General features: G+C 64.0%; 14 protein-coding genes and 1 pseudogene. 9 read left to right on the top strand and 6 right to left on the bottom strand.

Features of this window, described 5'->3' with window-relative positions; translation table 11 throughout:
- The first annotated feature begins 5 nt into the window (after positions 1 to 5).
- The 4 genes from LDB29_RS12285 to LDB29_RS12270 all read left to right on the top strand — a co-directional run bounded on the left by LDB29_RS12285 (position 6) and on the right by LDB29_RS12270 (position 5,713).
- Entirely contained in the window at positions 6 to 2,345 is a 2,340-nt protein-coding gene (locus LDB29_RS12285) for a transketolase (protein WP_025551420.1), read from the top strand.
- A gap of 1 nt (position 2,346) precedes the next feature.
- Positions 2,347 to 3,642, top strand: a complete 1,296-nt coding sequence (locus LDB29_RS12280; RefSeq protein ID WP_099186030.1) for a pyruvate dehydrogenase complex dihydrolipoamide acetyltransferase — start codon at positions 2,347 to 2,349, stop codon at positions 3,640 to 3,642.
- Positions 3,643 to 3,752: 110 nt separating this feature from the next.
- Positions 3,753 to 4,937 (top strand): acetyl-CoA C-acyltransferase, encoded by a 1,185-nt coding sequence (locus LDB29_RS12275; protein ID WP_099186029.1) that lies wholly within the window; start codon positions 3,753 to 3,755, stop codon positions 4,935 to 4,937.
- 14 nt (positions 4,938 to 4,951) lie between these two features.
- Complete coding sequence (locus tag LDB29_RS12270) at positions 4,952 to 5,713, top strand: SDR family NAD(P)-dependent oxidoreductase (protein WP_257554275.1); 762 nt, start codon at positions 4,952 to 4,954, stop codon at positions 5,711 to 5,713.
- 318 nt (positions 5,714 to 6,031) lie between these two features.
- Here the strand turns inward: LDB29_RS12270 and LDB29_RS12265 are convergent, their stop codons facing one another.
- The gene (locus tag LDB29_RS12265; RefSeq protein ID WP_025551422.1) at positions 6,032 to 6,478 is read right to left on the bottom strand and encodes an NfeD family protein; all 447 of its coding nucleotides are present in this window, start codon (positions 6,476 to 6,478) and stop codon (positions 6,032 to 6,034) included.
- Positions 6,475 to 7,446 carry an SPFH domain-containing protein gene (locus LDB29_RS12260; RefSeq protein ID WP_025551423.1) on the bottom strand — a complete coding sequence of 324 codons (972 nt, stop codon included), beginning with the start codon at positions 7,444 to 7,446 and terminating at the stop codon, positions 6,475 to 6,477. Before LDB29_RS12260 ends, LDB29_RS12265 begins: the two co-directional genes overlap by 4 nt.
- Before the next feature lie 80 nt (positions 7,447 to 7,526).
- Between LDB29_RS12260 and LDB29_RS12255 the strand changes: the two genes are divergently transcribed.
- Complete coding sequence (locus tag LDB29_RS12255; protein ID WP_025551425.1) at positions 7,527 to 8,342, top strand: CoA ester lyase; 816 nt, start codon at positions 7,527 to 7,529, stop codon at positions 8,340 to 8,342.
- A 187-nt stretch (positions 8,343 to 8,529) separates the two neighbouring features.
- Positions 8,530 to 9,255, top strand: a complete 726-nt coding sequence (locus tag LDB29_RS12250) for a hypothetical protein (RefSeq protein ID WP_257554272.1) — start codon at positions 8,530 to 8,532, stop codon at positions 9,253 to 9,255.
- Between the two features lie 114 nt (positions 9,256 to 9,369).
- Here the strand turns inward: LDB29_RS12250 and LDB29_RS12245 are convergent.
- From LDB29_RS12245 to LDB29_RS12235, 3 genes and pseudogenes are all read right to left on the bottom strand, one after another.
- Positions 9,370 to 9,962: pseudogene (locus LDB29_RS12245) on the bottom strand (YdeI/OmpD-associated family protein).
- 5 nt (positions 9,963 to 9,967) lie between these two features.
- Positions 9,968 to 10,705, bottom strand: coding sequence for a bifunctional 2-polyprenyl-6-hydroxyphenol methylase/3-demethylubiquinol 3-O-methyltransferase UbiG (ubiG, locus tag LDB29_RS12240; RefSeq protein ID WP_025551427.1), 738 nt, complete (start codon positions 10,703 to 10,705; stop codon positions 9,968 to 9,970).
- 32 nt (positions 10,706 to 10,737) lie between these two features.
- Positions 10,738 to 10,965: a hypothetical protein gene (locus tag LDB29_RS12235; protein WP_044660055.1), complete on the bottom strand. Its 228-nt coding sequence runs from the start codon at positions 10,963 to 10,965 to the stop codon at positions 10,738 to 10,740.
- Positions 10,966 to 11,145: 180 nt separating this feature from the next.
- Here LDB29_RS12235 and LDB29_RS12230 point away from each other — a divergent pair, with 180 nt between their 5' ends.
- The 3 genes from LDB29_RS12230 (at position 11,146) to LDB29_RS12220 (ending at position 14,646) form a co-directional block, all read left to right on the top strand.
- Positions 11,146 to 12,411 carry an aspartate kinase gene (locus tag LDB29_RS12230; protein ID WP_025551431.1) on the top strand — a complete coding sequence of 422 codons (1,266 nt, stop codon included), beginning with the start codon at positions 11,146 to 11,148 and terminating at the stop codon, positions 12,409 to 12,411.
- Between the two features lie 130 nt (positions 12,412 to 12,541).
- The gene (locus LDB29_RS12225; RefSeq protein WP_025552087.1) at positions 12,542 to 13,552 is read left to right on the top strand and encodes a nitronate monooxygenase family protein; all 1,011 of its coding nucleotides are present in this window, start codon (positions 12,542 to 12,544) and stop codon (positions 13,550 to 13,552) included.
- Between the two features lie 254 nt (positions 13,553 to 13,806).
- A complete protein-coding gene (locus LDB29_RS12220) occupies positions 13,807 to 14,646 on the top strand; it encodes a hypothetical protein (protein WP_025552089.1) in 840 nt (279 codons plus the stop codon).
- 4 nt (positions 14,647 to 14,650) lie between these two features.
- Here the strand turns inward: LDB29_RS12220 and LDB29_RS12215 are convergent, their stop codons facing one another.
- Positions 14,651 to 15,085: a helix-turn-helix domain-containing protein gene (locus LDB29_RS12215; protein WP_025552091.1), complete on the bottom strand. Its 435-nt coding sequence runs from the start codon at positions 15,083 to 15,085 to the stop codon at positions 14,651 to 14,653.
- Positions 15,086 to 15,133 lie beyond the last annotated feature (48 nt).

Here is a 15,133-nt window from a genome sequence, read left to right as displayed (position 1 = left end):
AGTGCATGGAAGCCGCGAGCAGCCAGTCGCGACGCGACATCGTCAACGCGCTCGAGCATCTCGATACGCGATTATTGTGGCTTTCCTCCTGGATGATTCACAACGCCAATCATCTTCGGCCCAAACGCGATGGCCTGAAGGTCGGCGGCCATCAGGCCAGTTGTTCGTCGATGACCGCGATCATGGCGGCGCTCTACTTCCATGCCCTTCGTCCGCAGGACAAAGTGGCGGTCAAGCCGCATGCGGGGCCGGTACTGCATGCCATCCATTACCTGCTCGGCAACCAGACCCTCGATCGCATGCAGAAATTCCGCGGTCTGGGGGGTGTGCAAAGCTATCCTTCCCGTACCAAGGACACTATCCCCGTCGACTTCTCCACGGGCTCGGTCGGCCTGGGCGTCGCGGTCACGGCTTTCTCTTCACTCGTCCAGGACTATCTTATCGCGCACGGCCAGGTGCGGGAGGAGGATGCGGGCCGCATGATCGCGCTGATGGGCGATGCCGAACTCGACGAGGGCAATATCTACGAATGCCTGATCGAGGGTTACAAGCACGATCTGCGCAACTGCTGGTGGATCGTCGACTATAACCGCCAGTCGCTGGATGCGACCACGGCGGATCGCATGTTCCGGCGCTTCGACGATATCTTCGAGACATGTGGCTGGCGCGTTGTCACCCTCAAATATGGCAAGATGCAGCTCGCTGCCTTTGCGCGCCCCGGCGGCAGGGCGCTTGAAGAATGGATCGACAGCTGCCCCAATGCCGAGTTCGCGGCGCTCACCTATCAGGGCGGCGCTGCCTGGCGCGAAAGGCTGATGGCCGATATTGGCCAGAAACCAAACGCCCGGAAGCTGCTCGACAGCTATGACGATGAGGCTCTGGCGCGGCTCATGACCAATCTGGGCGGCCATTGCATCGAAACGCTGGTCGACGCATTCGACAGCGCGCAGGACGACCGGCCGACCCTGTTCATCGCCTATACGGTCAAGGGCCACGGGTTGCCGCTCGCGGGCCACAAGGACAATCACTCGGGCATGATGAACCCGGCCCAGATGGAGCAGTTCCGCACCGGCCTGGGCATCAGGGAAGGCGAGGAGTGGGAACCCTGGGGCGGCCTTGGCGACAATGCCGCAACAGAGCTGAAGGCTTTCATCGCCGACAGTCCGATCGCGAAGGTCAAGACGGAACCGCTGGCGCCCGCAGTCGCCGTTCCGGCGATCCGCGCGCCCGAGGGCGCCGAACAATCCACCCAGGCCGCTTTCGGACGCATCCTGCTCGACCTCGCCAAATCGGGCGAGGAGCTGGCCGATCGCATTGTCACCACCGCGCCTGACGTCACCCAGACCACCAATCTCGGCGCCTTCGTCAACCAGCGCGGCCTGTTTCGCCGGCAGGAGCTGGCCGACGTGTTCCACAAGGCGAAGATTCCCTCGGCACAGAAATGGGCGCAGCATGCGGCGGGTCAGCATATCGAGCTGGGCATTGCAGAGAACAACTTCTTCCTCATGCTGGCCTCGCTGGGCCTTGCCGCACCGCATTTCGGTACACGGCTGCTGCCGGTCGGCACTGTCTACGACCCGTTCATCGCCCGCGGTCTCGATGCGCTGAACTATGGCTGCTATTCGGACTCCCGCTTCCTCCTGGTGGGCACGCCGTCGGGGATTACGCTGGCAGCGGAAGGCGGCGCGCACCAGTCGATCAACACCCCGCTGATCGGCATGGGTCAGCCCAATCTCACCTATTTCGAGCCGGCCTATGCCGACGAGCTGGCCATGATGATGGCTTATGCCTTCGACCATATGCAGCAGCCCGACGGCAGCTCTGTCTATCTGCGCCTGACGACCCGATCGATCCCGCAGGTCGCACGCGATGACGTCAGCTGGCAAGCCGACCTGTTGAAGGGCGGTTACTGGCTGCGTCGTCCTTCCGAAGGGGCTGAAGCCGCGATTGCCTTCACCGGCGTCGTCGCGCCCGAAGCGTTGGCGGCGTGGGAAAAGCTTGTCGACGACATTCCGGGTCTCGGCCTGCTCAATGTCACCTCACCTGACCTGCTCCATCGCGGCTGGTCGGCCCGTCGCGCCGCGCGCTGGACCGATGAAACGGCCGCGCCCTGCCATGCTGAGACGTTGCTATCCGCGCTGGCACCGGGCGCGGGCCTGGTGACGGTGCTCGACGGATCGCCCGCCGCGCTGTCCTGGCTCGGCGGCGTCAAGGGCATGCGGGTGAGCCCGCTCGGGACCGACCGTTTCGGCCAGACCGGGGACCTGCCCGATCTCTATCACGCCTATCGGCTGGACAGCGACGCCATCATCGAAGCCGCCGCCGAACTTTTCCTGGGAAACTGACATGGCCATCGAACTGAAGATGCCGGCGCTGTCGCCGACGATGGAAAAGGGCACGCTGGCAAAATGGCTGGTCGCCGAGGGCGATCTGGTGAAGGCCGGCGATCTCCTCGCCGAGATCGAGACCGACAAGGCCACGATGGAATTCGAAGCCGTGGACGAGGGGAGGATAACGAACCTCGTGGTTCCCGAAGGAACGGCAGACGTTGCGGTCGGCACGGTCATTGCCGTCATGGCGGAGAATGGCGAGACCGCGCCCAGGCCGGTGCTGGCCGGCGCCGAGCCGACGATCGCCCGACCTGTCGAGGCCGCGCAAGCGCCCGCTCCATCCGCTCCAGAGTCGGTCCGGCCAAAGCCCGCGCCAAGGGTGCCGGCGCCGCGCACCCGTGTGTCGCCCGCCGAGCGGGTGAAGGTTAGCCCGCTTGCATTGCGCATTGCGGAGGCGAAGGGCATTGACCTTGGCGGCATCACCGGTACCGGCCCCAACGGCCGCATCGTTCGCGCCGATCTTGGCATCGGGCCATTGGTCACCCCGCGCCACGACCCGGTCGCACGGTCGATCGACGCCGTGCCGTCCCCTGTCGCGACCATCGCCCCACCGCCTTCCGGCGTTCCTGTCGAGACGGTCAAGCTCAGTTCGATGCGAAAGACCATCGCGCGGCGCCTCACCGAATCCAAGCAGACGGTGCCGCACTTCTACCTGACGGCACGCTGCAACATCGATCCGCTGTTGAAGCTGCGCAGAGAATTGAACGCCTCTCTCGCGCCGCGCAGCATCAAGCTCAGCGTCAACGACATGCTGATCAAGGCCCTGGCGCTCGCGCTCGTCGAAGTGCCGGACGCGAACGTCCAGTTCGGCGGCGAGGAGCTGCATCGCTTCGCGCGCGTCGACATATCGATGGCGGTTGCGATCGACGGCGGCCTCATCACTCCGGTGATCAAGGGCGCTGAGGCGCTGTCGCTTTCCGCCATAGCGACGCAGACGAAGGCGCTCGCCGCGAAGGCGCGCGATGGCAAGCTGCTGCCCGAGGAATATCAGGGCGGCACCTGCTCGATCTCCAATCTCGGCATGTTCGGGATCGACGAGATGTTTCCGGTGATCAATCCGCCCCAGGCTCTCATTCTGGGCACGGCCGCAGGGGTGGAGCAGCCGTGGAAGGTCGATGGTGCCGTGGGGCTCGCGACGATCATGGCGACGACGGCGAGCTTCGATCATCGCGCAATCGACGGCGCCCTGGCGGCCCGGTTCATGCAGTCATTCCGCGGCCTTGTCGAAACGCCGATCCTGCTGTGCAGTTGATCATGACAAGTGCCGGGGGGCGCTTGTTCTTCCTCAAATCATTCGAGGAAGGCGCTGTCCAGATCCGTGGAGCAGGAGCGGACATATCCGCCTGAAGCTGAAGGAAATTTATGCAGACCGACCCTATCGTGATTGCCAGTTATGCCCGCACTCCGATGGGCGGGTTTCAAGGCGCGTTTTCATCGGTCGCCGCAACGGAGCTTGGCGCTATCGCCGTCCGTGCGGCAGTCGAACGCGCCAAGGTGCCGGGCGAAGCAATCGACCGCATCTACATGGGATGCGTGCTGCCGGCGGCGCTCGGCCAGGCGCCGGCGCGACAGGCCGCTCTCGGCGCCGGGCTTCCGGAGAGCGTTCAGGCCACGACAGTGAACAAAATGTGCGGCTCTGGCATGCAGGCAATCATCATGGCGGCCGAAGCGCTGCGAGCGGGCGCCGCCGACGTCATCGTCGCCGGAGGCATGGAAAGCATGACCAATGCGCCCTATGCCCTTCCCAAACATCGCTCTGGCGCTCGGATCGGACATGACCGCGTCATCGACACAATGATGATGGACGGTCTCGAGGATGCCTATAGCGTGGGCAAGCCGATGGGCGCGTTCGCGCAGGATACGGCGGATGCCTATCAGTTCACGCGCGAGATGCAGGATGCCTATGCGCTTCGGTCGCTGGAGCGGGCGCGGGCCGCAATCGAAACGGGCGCCTTCGCCGAAGAAATCGTGCCGGTGCCTGTAAGGACGCGGTCAGGCTCGCAATTCATCGCAACGGACGAGCAGCCGGGGAGGGCGCGGCCGGAGAAAATACCGACGTTAAAGCCTGCATTCGCGTCAAACGGCACGATCACTGCGGCGAGTTCGGCATCGATCTCCGATGGCGCGGCGGCCATTATATTGACTCGGCGGAGCGTTGCCGAGCGGCTCAAAATGCCGGTAATAGCGCGCTTGAGCGGGTCCGCGGCGCATGCGCATGCTCCCGCGCTCTTCACCACCGCTCCCGTTCACGCCATCCGGACGTTGCTCGGCAGAACAGGCTGGTCGGTTGAGGATGTCGACCTGTTCGAGGTGAACGAAGCCTTTGCCGCGGTAGCGATGATCGCGGCGCGCGACCTGGCAATCCCCGATGACCGCCTCAATGTAAATGGCGGAGCGACAGCGCTGGGCCATCCGATCGGCGCGTCGGGCGCGCGCATTCTGGCAACCTTGCTGGCGGCGCTTCAACGCCGGGGCGGTCGGCGCGGCGTCGCGGCCCTGTGCATCGGCGGCGGCGAAGCGACCGCAATGGCAATTGAACTGATTTGAGGGAGAGACAAGCGATGAACATCGATGGCGTTGCGGCAATCGTCACGGGAGGCGCATCGGGGCTCGGGGCTGGCACGGCACTGCGCCTTGCCCGCTTAGGAGCCAGGGTCACGATCTTCGACCTCAATTCAAAGCTCGGTTCCGCACAGGCTGAGGAGTTGAGAGGACATTTCCTGGCTGTGGATGTGACGGACGAAGTCGCCGTTCACGCGGCGATCGCGGAAGCTGAGGCGCGGCACGGCGTCGCTCGCATCCTGGTCAATTGCGCCGGCATCGCCACGCCGCGCAAGGTGATAGATCGCGACGGCAGTCCGATGCCGCTTGCCGACTTCTCCAGGATCGTGACGATCAATCTCATAGGTTCGTTCAATGTGCTCTCTGCCTTCGCCGCGCGGCTTCACACCGCCGAACCTGTTGGCGAGGAGCGCGGTGTCATCGTCAACACGGCGTCGGTTGCCGCCTATGATGGGCAGATCGGTCAAGCCGGCTATGCCGCGTCGAAGAGTGGAATCGTTGGAATGACACTGCCGATAGCGCGAGAGCTTGCGCGTTATGGCATAAGGGTCATGGCGATCGCACCGGGCATCTTCTGGACGCCGCTGCTTGCTGGGCTGCCCCAGGAGGCCCAGGACTCCCTCGGAAAGCAGGTGCCGTTCCCCAGCCGGTTGGGGCAGCCCGGCGAATATGCGCAATTGGTCGAAAGCATCATAACCAACCCGATGTTGAACGGAGAGGTCATTCGCCTGGACGGAGCGATCAGGATGGCCCCCAAATAGGCGCGCAGCGGCGGCCCGAATGTCAAGGCAGAGATGATCGAGCGCTTTTCCGCAACGGCGCCAAATGCCGAAGCAGTTCGGGCGACTGCGGCTTGCTGTCGATATTGTCGTCCTCTGTCGGAGATCCGCCTGAACGGCGTGGAGCGATGGCTTTTCAGAGGTCGGTTGTTGGGAAGAGAGAAGCGCTTCATCTTGGGGCTTCGTGGCTGAACATCTGTTTCCCGCGCGGCGACCAAGCTTGTCTTTGGTGATCTCAACCGCCGGGATGGTTCGCCTTCAGAACATCCTCGATGCGATCCGCAACTTGGGTTATCGCCATCAAGCCGGTTCCACGGTCAGCACCGCAGCTTCCGCGCCCGTCACTCTCATTCTTGCACCGACTGGCGAGTCAGGGCCTCTGCACGACCAGACGCTGTCGCCCACCTTCACCCGGCCCCGGCCATTGTCGATGGGTTCGACGACGGTGACGACCTCTCCCACCAGCCGGGCGGTGCGGTCGTTGAGGAGCGGGTCTTGCGAGTCCACCGGATTTGCGGTGTACCAGCGTCGCCCGCCCCAGACCGACAGCAGGCAAAGGCCCGCGAAAAGCAGCAACTGAAGCGGGATGGAGACCGGAAAGGCGAGGGCGACCAGACCGGTCAGCGCGGCCGCCAGCGCGACCCAGATCAGGAATACGCCCGGTATCACCACTTCACCCATGGCGAGCAGCGCGGCGAAGACCAGCCAGCCCCAATGGTCGTCCAGCATGGCGAGCCAGTCGGTCATGCCTGCCCCTGTCCGAACGGACCGCGCCGCGACGGGGCAGGGGGCGGCGGTGGAGGCGCGGCGTCTCCCAGAGCCTCCCTGGCCAGCGCGCCGATGCCGCCCAATGTGCCGATCAGCTGAGTCGCCTCCACCGGGAAAAGGATCGTCTTGGCGTTGGGGGAGGTGGCGAACTGGCTCACCGCCTCGACATATTTCTGGGCGACGAAATAGTTGATCGCCTGCGCGTTGCCGCTGGCGATGGCTTCGGAAACCATCTGCGTTGCCTTGGCTTCGGCCTCCGCCTCGCGCTCGCGGGCTTCGGCGTCGCGGAAGGCGGCTTCGCGGCGGCCCTCCGCTTCCAGGATCTGGCTTTGCTTCTGCCCTTCGGCCTTCAGGATTTCCGATGCGCGCAGCCCCTCCGATTCGAGGATCAGGGCGCGCTTCTCGCGTTCGGCCTTCATCTGGCGGCCCATGGCGTTGACGATGTCGGCGGGCGGGCGGATGTCCTTGAGTTCCACGCGGGTGATCTTGATGCCCCATGCATTGGTGGCGTGGTCGACCACCGAGAGCAGGCGGGCGTTGATCTCGTCGCGCTTGGACAGGGTTTCGTCCAGGTCCATCGACCCCATGACCGTGCGCAGGTTGGTGGTCGCGAGCTGCATGATCGCGACATAGAGTTCCGACACTTCATAGGCCGCCTTGGCCGCGTCCAGCACCTGGAAGAACACGACGCCGTCGACCGAGACCATGGCGTTGTCCTTGGTGATGATCTCCTGCCCCGGAATGTCGACCACCTGTTCCATCATGTTGATCTTCCGCCCGACGGCGTAGAAGAAGGCGGGGTAGAAATTCAGGCCGGGGCGCGCGACTTCGGTGAAGCGGCCGAAGCGTTCGATGGTATATTGATAGCCCTGGCGCACGACCTTGACGCTCACCGCCAGGTAGAACAGCACCAATAATGTCACCGTCAGCGCGAATGTCGCCAGCATCTCTGCCTCTCCCCCGAAATCCGCTTGGACTATGACGCGAAATCATGAATGGGAAAAGGCAAAGTGATAGGAGTTCCATCATGTTGTTGCGCCACGCCCGATCGCTGCTGTTTCTTCCCGCGTCCAACCCGCGCGCCATTGCCAAGGCACGGACGCTGTCCTGCGACATGGTGATACTGGATCTGGAGGATGCGGTGCCCGACGGCCGCAAGGAAGAAGCGCTGGCCACTGCGGTCGAAGCGGTTGCGGAGGGATTTGGCAGTCGTCTCTCGGCAGTGCGCATCAATGTCGAGGGCGCGCCCTCTCATGGGCGGGAGATGGTCGCGCTCAAGGCATCGGCCGCGGATTATGTGGTGCTGCCCAAGGTGGAAAATCCCCGCCAGGTGAAGGATGTGTTCAGCGTCTGCCACAAGCCGGTGATCGCGATGATCGAGAGCGCGACGGGCGTGCTGGCGGCGCAGGCGATCGCGGCGGCGGAGGGCTGCGCGGGGCTGTTCATGGGGAATAACGATCTGCGGCAGGATTTGGGGATACCGCCGTCGGCCGGGCGGGAAGGACTGGCCCTGTCCCTGCAATCCGTCATCCTGGCGGCGCGAGCGGCGGGGATCGCCGTGTTCGATGGCGTCTTCAACCGGCTGGACGATGAAGCGGGTTTCGAAAGCGAGTGCGCGGCGGGGCATGCGCTGGGCTTCGACGGCAAGACGCTGATCCATCCGAGCCAGGTGCCGGTCGCCAATCAGGTGTTCGGTCCCGACCCCCAGGCCGTCGCCGATGCACGGCGGCTGGTCGAGGCGGCGACGGGCGGGGCCGAGCGGTTCGAGGGGCGAATGATCGAAAGCATGCATGTCGAGGAGGCGAGGGCGCTGATCGCGCGGGCCGACGCCGTGACGGCATAGCCAATGCCGGAACTGAAATATCCGCATGGATAACCCGGTGCAACGGTCATAAAATCAGGGAAAGGACGTCAATCCGCGATGTTTCCGGATGCGTCATAAATGTCACTGTCAAATAAAAATTAATGGCATTTTTATGGCAAAATGTTAATGTTTGATTTGCGGGGTCGGAGATTCTGCGAGGTCCATCATGTCCAGGTTGAGGATGGCGGCGCGTGCCGCCAGTTGTATCGTTGCGCTCTTTTTCGGCGGCGCTGCGTCCGCGGGGGAGGTACAGTGCTGGCAGCCTTATGAAATAGAGGCGGCGCGTGTCAGAGATCTTCAGATCATGTTGATGCTGGGATCGCTGAAATGCCGATCGACCAATAGCGAAATCACCGCGAAATACGATAAATTCTATGAGAGGATGGGAAATGCGGACAAATATAATAATGCATTGAAACTGCGTTTCATGCGTGAAAACGGCATTGCCGACGGGCAACGTGCCTATGACGACTTCATCACGAAAATGGCCAACAGTCATACGGATGGCGTGCAATCGGCGGGTTTCTGTCAAATGGCCGACACGCTGATGACGTTGGCCACCAACGCCGGTCAGGACGAACTGCCTGTGTTGGCGCGGAATTTTTCGGAAAAGCCGGCTGGCGTGGGCGATGTCTGTGAACTGAAGACGGCTGCTGCGGCGCCTTTGGCCGCGCCGCCGCCGGTAGCGGAACCCGCGACGCCGGTTGCCGTGGCGGAAGCGGCACCGCCCGCAGTCACGCCGCAATCGGCGGTCGCAGCGCTGGAGGCGGCGGCCATTGCGCTACAATCGGCTGCTGCGAGCCTCAAGACTCCGGCTGGCGATGTGGCGCCGAAGGATGCCGTGTCGGATGCCCAGCCGACGATGGTGGCTGTGGCGAAGCCGGTGAGTTGAGGGTGTCATGGGTGCCGCGCCTTTGGGGAGCGCGGCACGGGGAAATGCGAGCCCCGGAACGCTTTTTCAGTCCCCGCTGCGTTCCTCCAGTCTCCATCCCCGGCCCACCGCTTCTCAGCGTTTTTCATATTTCCAGTTGCGGCCCTTGCCCGCCGCGATCCATTCGACCGCCTGTGCGATGCGCCTGTCGCGGGTGGCATCCGTTCGCGCATCGTTGATCACTCGCAATAGTCGCGAATCTTGCCGGGCGGGAAGCCTGCCCATGTTGCCGCGGCGGCAGGATCGGCGTTGAGGGCCGCTGAGAAAGCGGGATGCAGGGGAAGCGGTGCGCGAGGCCTCTTCACGCCGCTGCGTGGCTCGTCGCCGGCCTCTATCAACGCCATGGCTTTCCTCAAAAGAGCTGCGATCATGGCATCGTCCGGCAGATCGTGCAGGCGTCGAATCCGGCCGAACTGGCCCATGGCTTCGCCACGGCTGCCGTCCGGCGCAACCTTGTCATGCCAGAAGCCGAAGGCGACATGCCGCTGGAAGCCGGCCATGTTGCAGAGGTTTTTGTCCCGATAGGTGAAGAAGGGCATGCCCCATTTGACGGTTTCCGCAATGTCGGGCGATGCCGCGTGGATCAGACCGCGCAAATGGCGGAGGATCGGCTGAGCGAAATCGGCCTGCCCGGCGATGTAGGCGTCGATGCGGGGATCGACCGCCATCGCCATCAGCCCTGCCGGTGCTGGGCGGTCAGCAGATAGTTGATCGCCTTGTTGGGCGAAAGGATGAAGCCCCTGGCCGGTGAGAAGCTGAGCCCGCTGCTGTCGATCACCTCCAGTCCCGCATTCTCCAGCAGCTTCGCAAGTTCCTCGGGATTGAGGAATTTGTGCCAGTCATGCGTGCCCTTGGGGATGCCGCCGATGCTTTCCCCGATGGTGATCATGGCAAGGCGGGAGAGGGGGGTGCGGTTGGGCGTAGAAAGGATCAGCAGGCCGTCCGGGGCCATCTTTTCCGCCAGCGCGGCGACGAAGGCTGCCGGGTCCGCCACATGTTCGATCACCTCCATGCAGGTGACGAGGTCGAAACCTGTTTCCTCCAGTCGTTCCACCGGCGTGGCGCGATAGTCGATGGCGAGGCCTTGCCCCGCGGCATGGTTGCGCGCCACGGCGATATTCTCCTCCGCCGCGTCCAGCGCGGTCAGGCTAGCGCCCAGGCGCGCCAGCGGTTCGGCCAGCAGGCCGGCGCCGCAGCCGACGTCCAGGGCGCGCCGGCCCGCGAGCGGGCGGAAATCATGGCTCCGCCCCGGCCAATGCCGGTCGACGGCATCGCGAATATAGCGCAGCCGGACCGGATTGAGCTTGTGCAGCATGGCGCTGCTGCCATGGGGATTCCACCAGTCGGCGGCCATGGTGCCGAAATGGGCGGCTTCACGCGGGTCGATGGTGCTGGACGCAATATTCTCCATGGCATCCTGCTACCAGTGTCCGGGGGTGCAGGCTATGGCTGTTTTTCGGCCTGTCTTGCATTGCCCGGCGCCGCCGATCCGAATTCGCGCGCCTTGTCCTCCTGGTCGAGGCGACGGTAGAGGTCCCGCGTCGCATCCTCGGTGCGGCGCATCTCTTCCGGCGTCCGGTGCCTGCGGTTGCTGAGCATCACGAAAATCAGCACGATCCCGAGCAGGATCGGCCCGCCGATCGTCACCATCGCCCATAAGCTGCTTTCCATCGCATCCTCCGTTCCTGGTCCCCGGACGGGCAATGACCGGCAGGCGGGTCGGTTCCTTCCGCTGCTCCCGCTACTCTGTCGCTTTGCTTGCCATATTCGCCGCTGCTGCTAATAGGAGCGCCGTTTTCGCGCCCCTCCGGGGCATTTTATTTCTTTTCAGCAGGCGGGTTCGACAGGCAAATGGCGCGCATCGTGATGAAATTCGGCGGCACCTCCATGGCGGGGATGGAGCGAATTCGCAACGTCGCCGCACGGGTCAAACATGTCGTCGAACAGGGGCATGAGGTCGCCGTCGTCGTATCCGCCATGGCGGGGGAGACCGACCGGCTGGTGGGTTTCTGCAAGGAAGCCTCGCCGCTCTACGATCCGGCGGAATATGATGTCGTCGTTGCTTCCGGCGAACAGGTGACGAGCGGCCTGCTCGCCATGACGCTGAAGGCGATGGGCGTGGATGCGCGGAGCTGGCTCGGCTGGCAGCTTCCGATCCGCACCAACGAAGCCCATGCCAAGGCGCGCATCGGGGACATCGACACGATCGACCTGCTGGCGTCGATGCGGTCGGGCACGGTGGCGGTCATCCCCGGCTTTCAGGGCATGATGGAGGATGGCCGCATCTCCACCCTCGGCCGCGGCGGGTCCGATACCTCGGCCGTTGCCGTCGCGGCGGCGGTGAAGGCGGACCGCTGCGACATCTATACCGACGTCGACGGCGTCTACACCACCGATCCCCGCATCGTGGCGCGGGCGCGCAAGCTCGACCTCGTTACCTATGAGGAAATGCTGGAACTGGCTTCGGTCGGCGCCAAGGTGCTCCAGACCCGCTCGGTCGGCCTCGCCATGAAGGAAGGCGTGGTCGTGCAGGTGCTTTCCTCCTTCGATGATCCCACCCAGGACGACCTCCCCGGCACGCTGATCGTCAGCGAAGAGGAACTGGAAGCCAAGCTCAAGGAAGACAAGATGGAACGTCAGCTCATCACCGGCATCGCCCATGACAAGAATGAGGCGAAGATCACCCTGACCCGCGTGCCGGACCGTCCGGGCGCGGTGGCGCACATCTTCGGGCCGCTGGCCGACGCCGCGATCAACGTGGACATGATCATCCAGAATGTCGGCCGCGACAAGGGCGAGACGGACGTGACCTTCACCGTGCCGGGCGCGGATCTTGCACGGGCGCTGGACGTGCTGGAAAGCCAGAAGGACGTGATCGGCTTCAACCGGGTGATCCCGGATACGAAGGTGGCGAAGGTGTCGGTCGTCGGCGTCGGCATGAAGAGCCATGCGGGCGTCGCCAGCACCATGTTCAAGTCGCTGGCCGATCGCGGCATCAATATCCTCGCCATCTCGACCAGCGAGATCAAGGTTTCGGTGCTGATCGACGAGGATGAGACCGAACTGGCGGTGCGTGTGCTGCACACGGCCTATGGCCTGGACGCACCGGTCGCTTGACCTTTTCTCCCCTCCCCTTCAGGGGAGGGGCCGGGGGTGGGGAACGCCCCACAAAATAGCGCGTGGGGAGAACCCCCACCCCAACCCCTCCCCTGAAGGGGAGGGGCTTTATGATTCTAAGGGCTTGAACATGACCAACGCCAAACTCGCTTCCCTGATGGCTCGCGGCACTGAATTTCTGGGCTGCGAGGTTGCGATCCTCTGCGGGGCGATGAGCTGGGTGTCGGAGCGCAATCTGGTTGCGGCCATCTCCAATGCGGGCGGCTTCGGCGTGATCGCCTGCGGTGCCATGACTCCCGAGCTGCTCGACAGGGAAATCGCGGCGACCAAGGCGCTGACGGGCAAGCCCTTCGGCGTCAACCTCATCACCATGCACCCGCAGCTTTTCGAGCTGATCGAGGTTTGCGCGAAACATGAGGTCGGCCATGTCGTCCTCGCCGGCGGCCTGCCGCCCAAGGGCAGTATCGAGGCGATCAAGGAGAAGGGCGCGAAGCTGATCTGCTTCGCTCCCGCGCTGGCGCTGGCCAAGAAGCTGGCGCGTTCCGGCGTGGATGCGCTGGTGATCGAGGGCATGGAGGCGGGCGGACATATCGGCCCGGTGTCGACCAGCGTGCTGGCGCAGGAAATCCTGCCGGAAATGGCGTCGCAGCTTCCCGTCTTCGTCGCCGGCGGCATCGGGCGTGGCGAACTGATCGCCGGCTATCTGGAAATGGGCGCGGCGGGCGTGCAGCTGGGCACCCGCTTTGCCTGCGCGGTCGAGAGCATCGCCCATCCGAACTTCAAGAAGGCCTTTTTCCGTGCATCGGCCCGCGATGCGATCGCCAGCGTGCAGATCGACCCGCGCCTGCCGGTCATCCCCGTGCGGGCGCTGAAAAACGCGGGAACCGAGGCCTTTACGGCCAAGCAGCGGGAGGTCGCCAATCTGCTCGACAGCGGCGCGGTCGACATGGGCGAGGCGCAGCTTCAGATCGAACATTATTGGGCGGGTGCGCTTCGCCGCGCTGTGATCGACGGCGATGTCGAGGGCGGTTCGCTGATGGCCGGGCAGTCGGTGGGCATGGTGTCGAAGGAGGAGCCGGTGGCCGACATCATCGCGCAATTGATGGACGAAGCGGCGGCGGCGCTGGAACGGCGCATCTAGGGTATCGTGCAGAAAAGCGGGAACCGGTTTTCTGCTTCAAAGGATGCGGCAACAGAAAATCGAAGCGCGCGACCGGCGTCCGATTTAAAGCAGCGCGCCCCGGGCATATCGCATTGTCTTCGCAGGTGCGCGTCGCAGGACAAATGGGACGAACCGAATCCCTCCCCGGACGAGCCGAGCCCGCTTTGGTCGTCAGGAACGCTTCGCTCTGCGATGAGTTGTGACGTCCGGATAATGATCAAAGGGATGCCAGGGTGCCGCCGCGTACCGTCGTTCGCCGTTTCTGTGAGTTTGCATCTGTCACCGCGCTCGCGCTGATCGCAGGCTGTTCCACGCCCGAGAGGAAGGCGCCGCCCACGCCGCCACCCCCGGTGGTGCCGACGATAAAGCCCCTGCCGCCGATGGGGGCGGTCGAGGAAATGGGCATTCCGGAAGTGGGCGAGGACGGCAAATATCTGACGCCCAATCGCGGCGTGACGGCCAATACGGCGCTGTGGCACGTGCGCATGGCGCTGAACGTCGCGGCGCTTTCCTGTCATGGCGTGAACGAACCGGCGCGCATCCAGTATAACCGGATATTGCATGTGCATGAGGCGGCCCTGCGCGAAGCGAACGCGGCGGTCGACCGTAATTATTATGTCGCTTACGGTCAGGGCGGGCTGAAGGCGCGGGAACTGCTCAACACCGTCGTCTATAATTTCTTTGCACTGCCGCCGGTGACGAAGAGCTTCTGCCCCGTGGCCATAGAGGTGGGGGCGAAGATACTGGCCATGCCGTCGAACCAGCTGCTGGCCTATGCGCCCGAAGCGCTCACCCAATTGGAAAAGCCGTTCCAGGAATTCTACGCCGCCTATGCCGATTATCTGCGGCGGCTGGCCGAATGGCAGTCGCGCTTCGGCGGGACGGTGAGCGTGGTGGTGTCGCCAACGCCGCTGCCGCCGCCTCCGACCCCACCCAGGGAGATCGCGGCCGGTTTTGCGCCCGGTGCGCCGGGGACGCAACCGTCGGCCCTGGTGCCCGGCGCTCCGGTGCGGGTCGAGGTGCCGACATTCCCGCTGACGCCCATGCGGGAAACCTTCATTCCCGCGCAATAATCCCTCAGTCGCGCGTGTCGAAACGGCGGCGGGCTTCCTCCACCGCTTCCAGATTGCGCTCCGCCCAGACCCAGACGCCGCAAAAAGCGGCGCTGAGACTGTTGCCGAGCGGCGTCAGCGCATATTCGACGCGCGGCGGCACCACGGGATGGACGGTGCGGATGACGAGGCCGTCGCGCTCCATCTGACGCAATGTCTGGGTCAGCATCTTCTGGCTGATGCCTTCCACCTGTTCGGCAATGCGGGTGAAGCGGAGCGTGCCCCTTTCCTCCAGCAGTTCGAGGACCAGCAGCGTCCATTTATCCGCGACGCGGCCGATCAGATCGTTGACGAGTCGTTCGATCCGCGGGTCCAGCGGCGCTTCGGGATTGGTGTCGATAAAGGCTTCCGCTTCGGCGATTTCAGCCGGGGCAAAACGTTTTTGCAACGGATTTTCCATTTCTCACCTCTTGGTGCGTATGGCACTTTTCGGTGCCTTCTTTCAAAA

This window comes from Sphingobium sp. CFD-2 (assembly GCF_024611135.1).
Classification (GTDB): Bacteria; Pseudomonadota; Alphaproteobacteria; order Sphingomonadales; family Sphingomonadaceae; genus Sphingobium; species Sphingobium fuliginis.
Note: the sequence above shows the minus strand (reverse complement) of the source record. Positions and strands in the feature narration are given on the sequence as shown.

Coding starts and splice junctions, on each gene's coding strand:
- LDB29_RS12285 (WP_025551420.1), top strand. CDS start 6: ATGGAAGCCGCGAGCAGCCAGTCGCGACGCGACATCGTCAACGCGCTC.
- LDB29_RS12280 (WP_099186030.1), top strand. CDS start 2,347: ATGGCCATCGAACTGAAGATGCCGGCGCTGTCGCCGACGATGGAAAAG.
- LDB29_RS12275 (WP_099186029.1), top strand. CDS start 3,753: ATGCAGACCGACCCTATCGTGATTGCCAGTTATGCCCGCACTCCGATG.
- LDB29_RS12270 (WP_257554275.1), top strand. CDS start 4,952: ATGAACATCGATGGCGTTGCGGCAATCGTCACGGGAGGCGCATCGGGG.
- LDB29_RS12265 (WP_025551422.1), bottom strand. CDS start 6,478: ATGACCGACTGGCTCGCCATGCTGGACGACCATTGGGGCTGGCTGGTC.
- LDB29_RS12260 (WP_025551423.1), bottom strand. CDS start 7,446: ATGCTGGCGACATTCGCGCTGACGGTGACATTATTGGTGCTGTTCTAC.
- LDB29_RS12255 (WP_025551425.1), top strand. CDS start 7,527: ATGTTGTTGCGCCACGCCCGATCGCTGCTGTTTCTTCCCGCGTCCAAC.
- LDB29_RS12250 (WP_257554272.1), top strand. CDS start 8,530: ATGTCCAGGTTGAGGATGGCGGCGCGTGCCGCCAGTTGTATCGTTGCG.
- ubiG (WP_025551427.1), bottom strand. CDS start 10,705: ATGGAGAATATTGCGTCCAGCACCATCGACCCGCGTGAAGCCGCCCAT.
- LDB29_RS12235 (WP_044660055.1), bottom strand. CDS start 10,965: ATGGAAAGCAGCTTATGGGCGATGGTGACGATCGGCGGGCCGATCCTG.
- LDB29_RS12230 (WP_025551431.1), top strand. CDS start 11,146: ATGGCGCGCATCGTGATGAAATTCGGCGGCACCTCCATGGCGGGGATG.
- LDB29_RS12225 (WP_025552087.1), top strand. CDS start 12,542: ATGACCAACGCCAAACTCGCTTCCCTGATGGCTCGCGGCACTGAATTT.
- LDB29_RS12215 (WP_025552091.1), bottom strand. CDS start 15,085: ATGGAAAATCCGTTGCAAAAACGTTTTGCCCCGGCTGAAATCGCCGAA.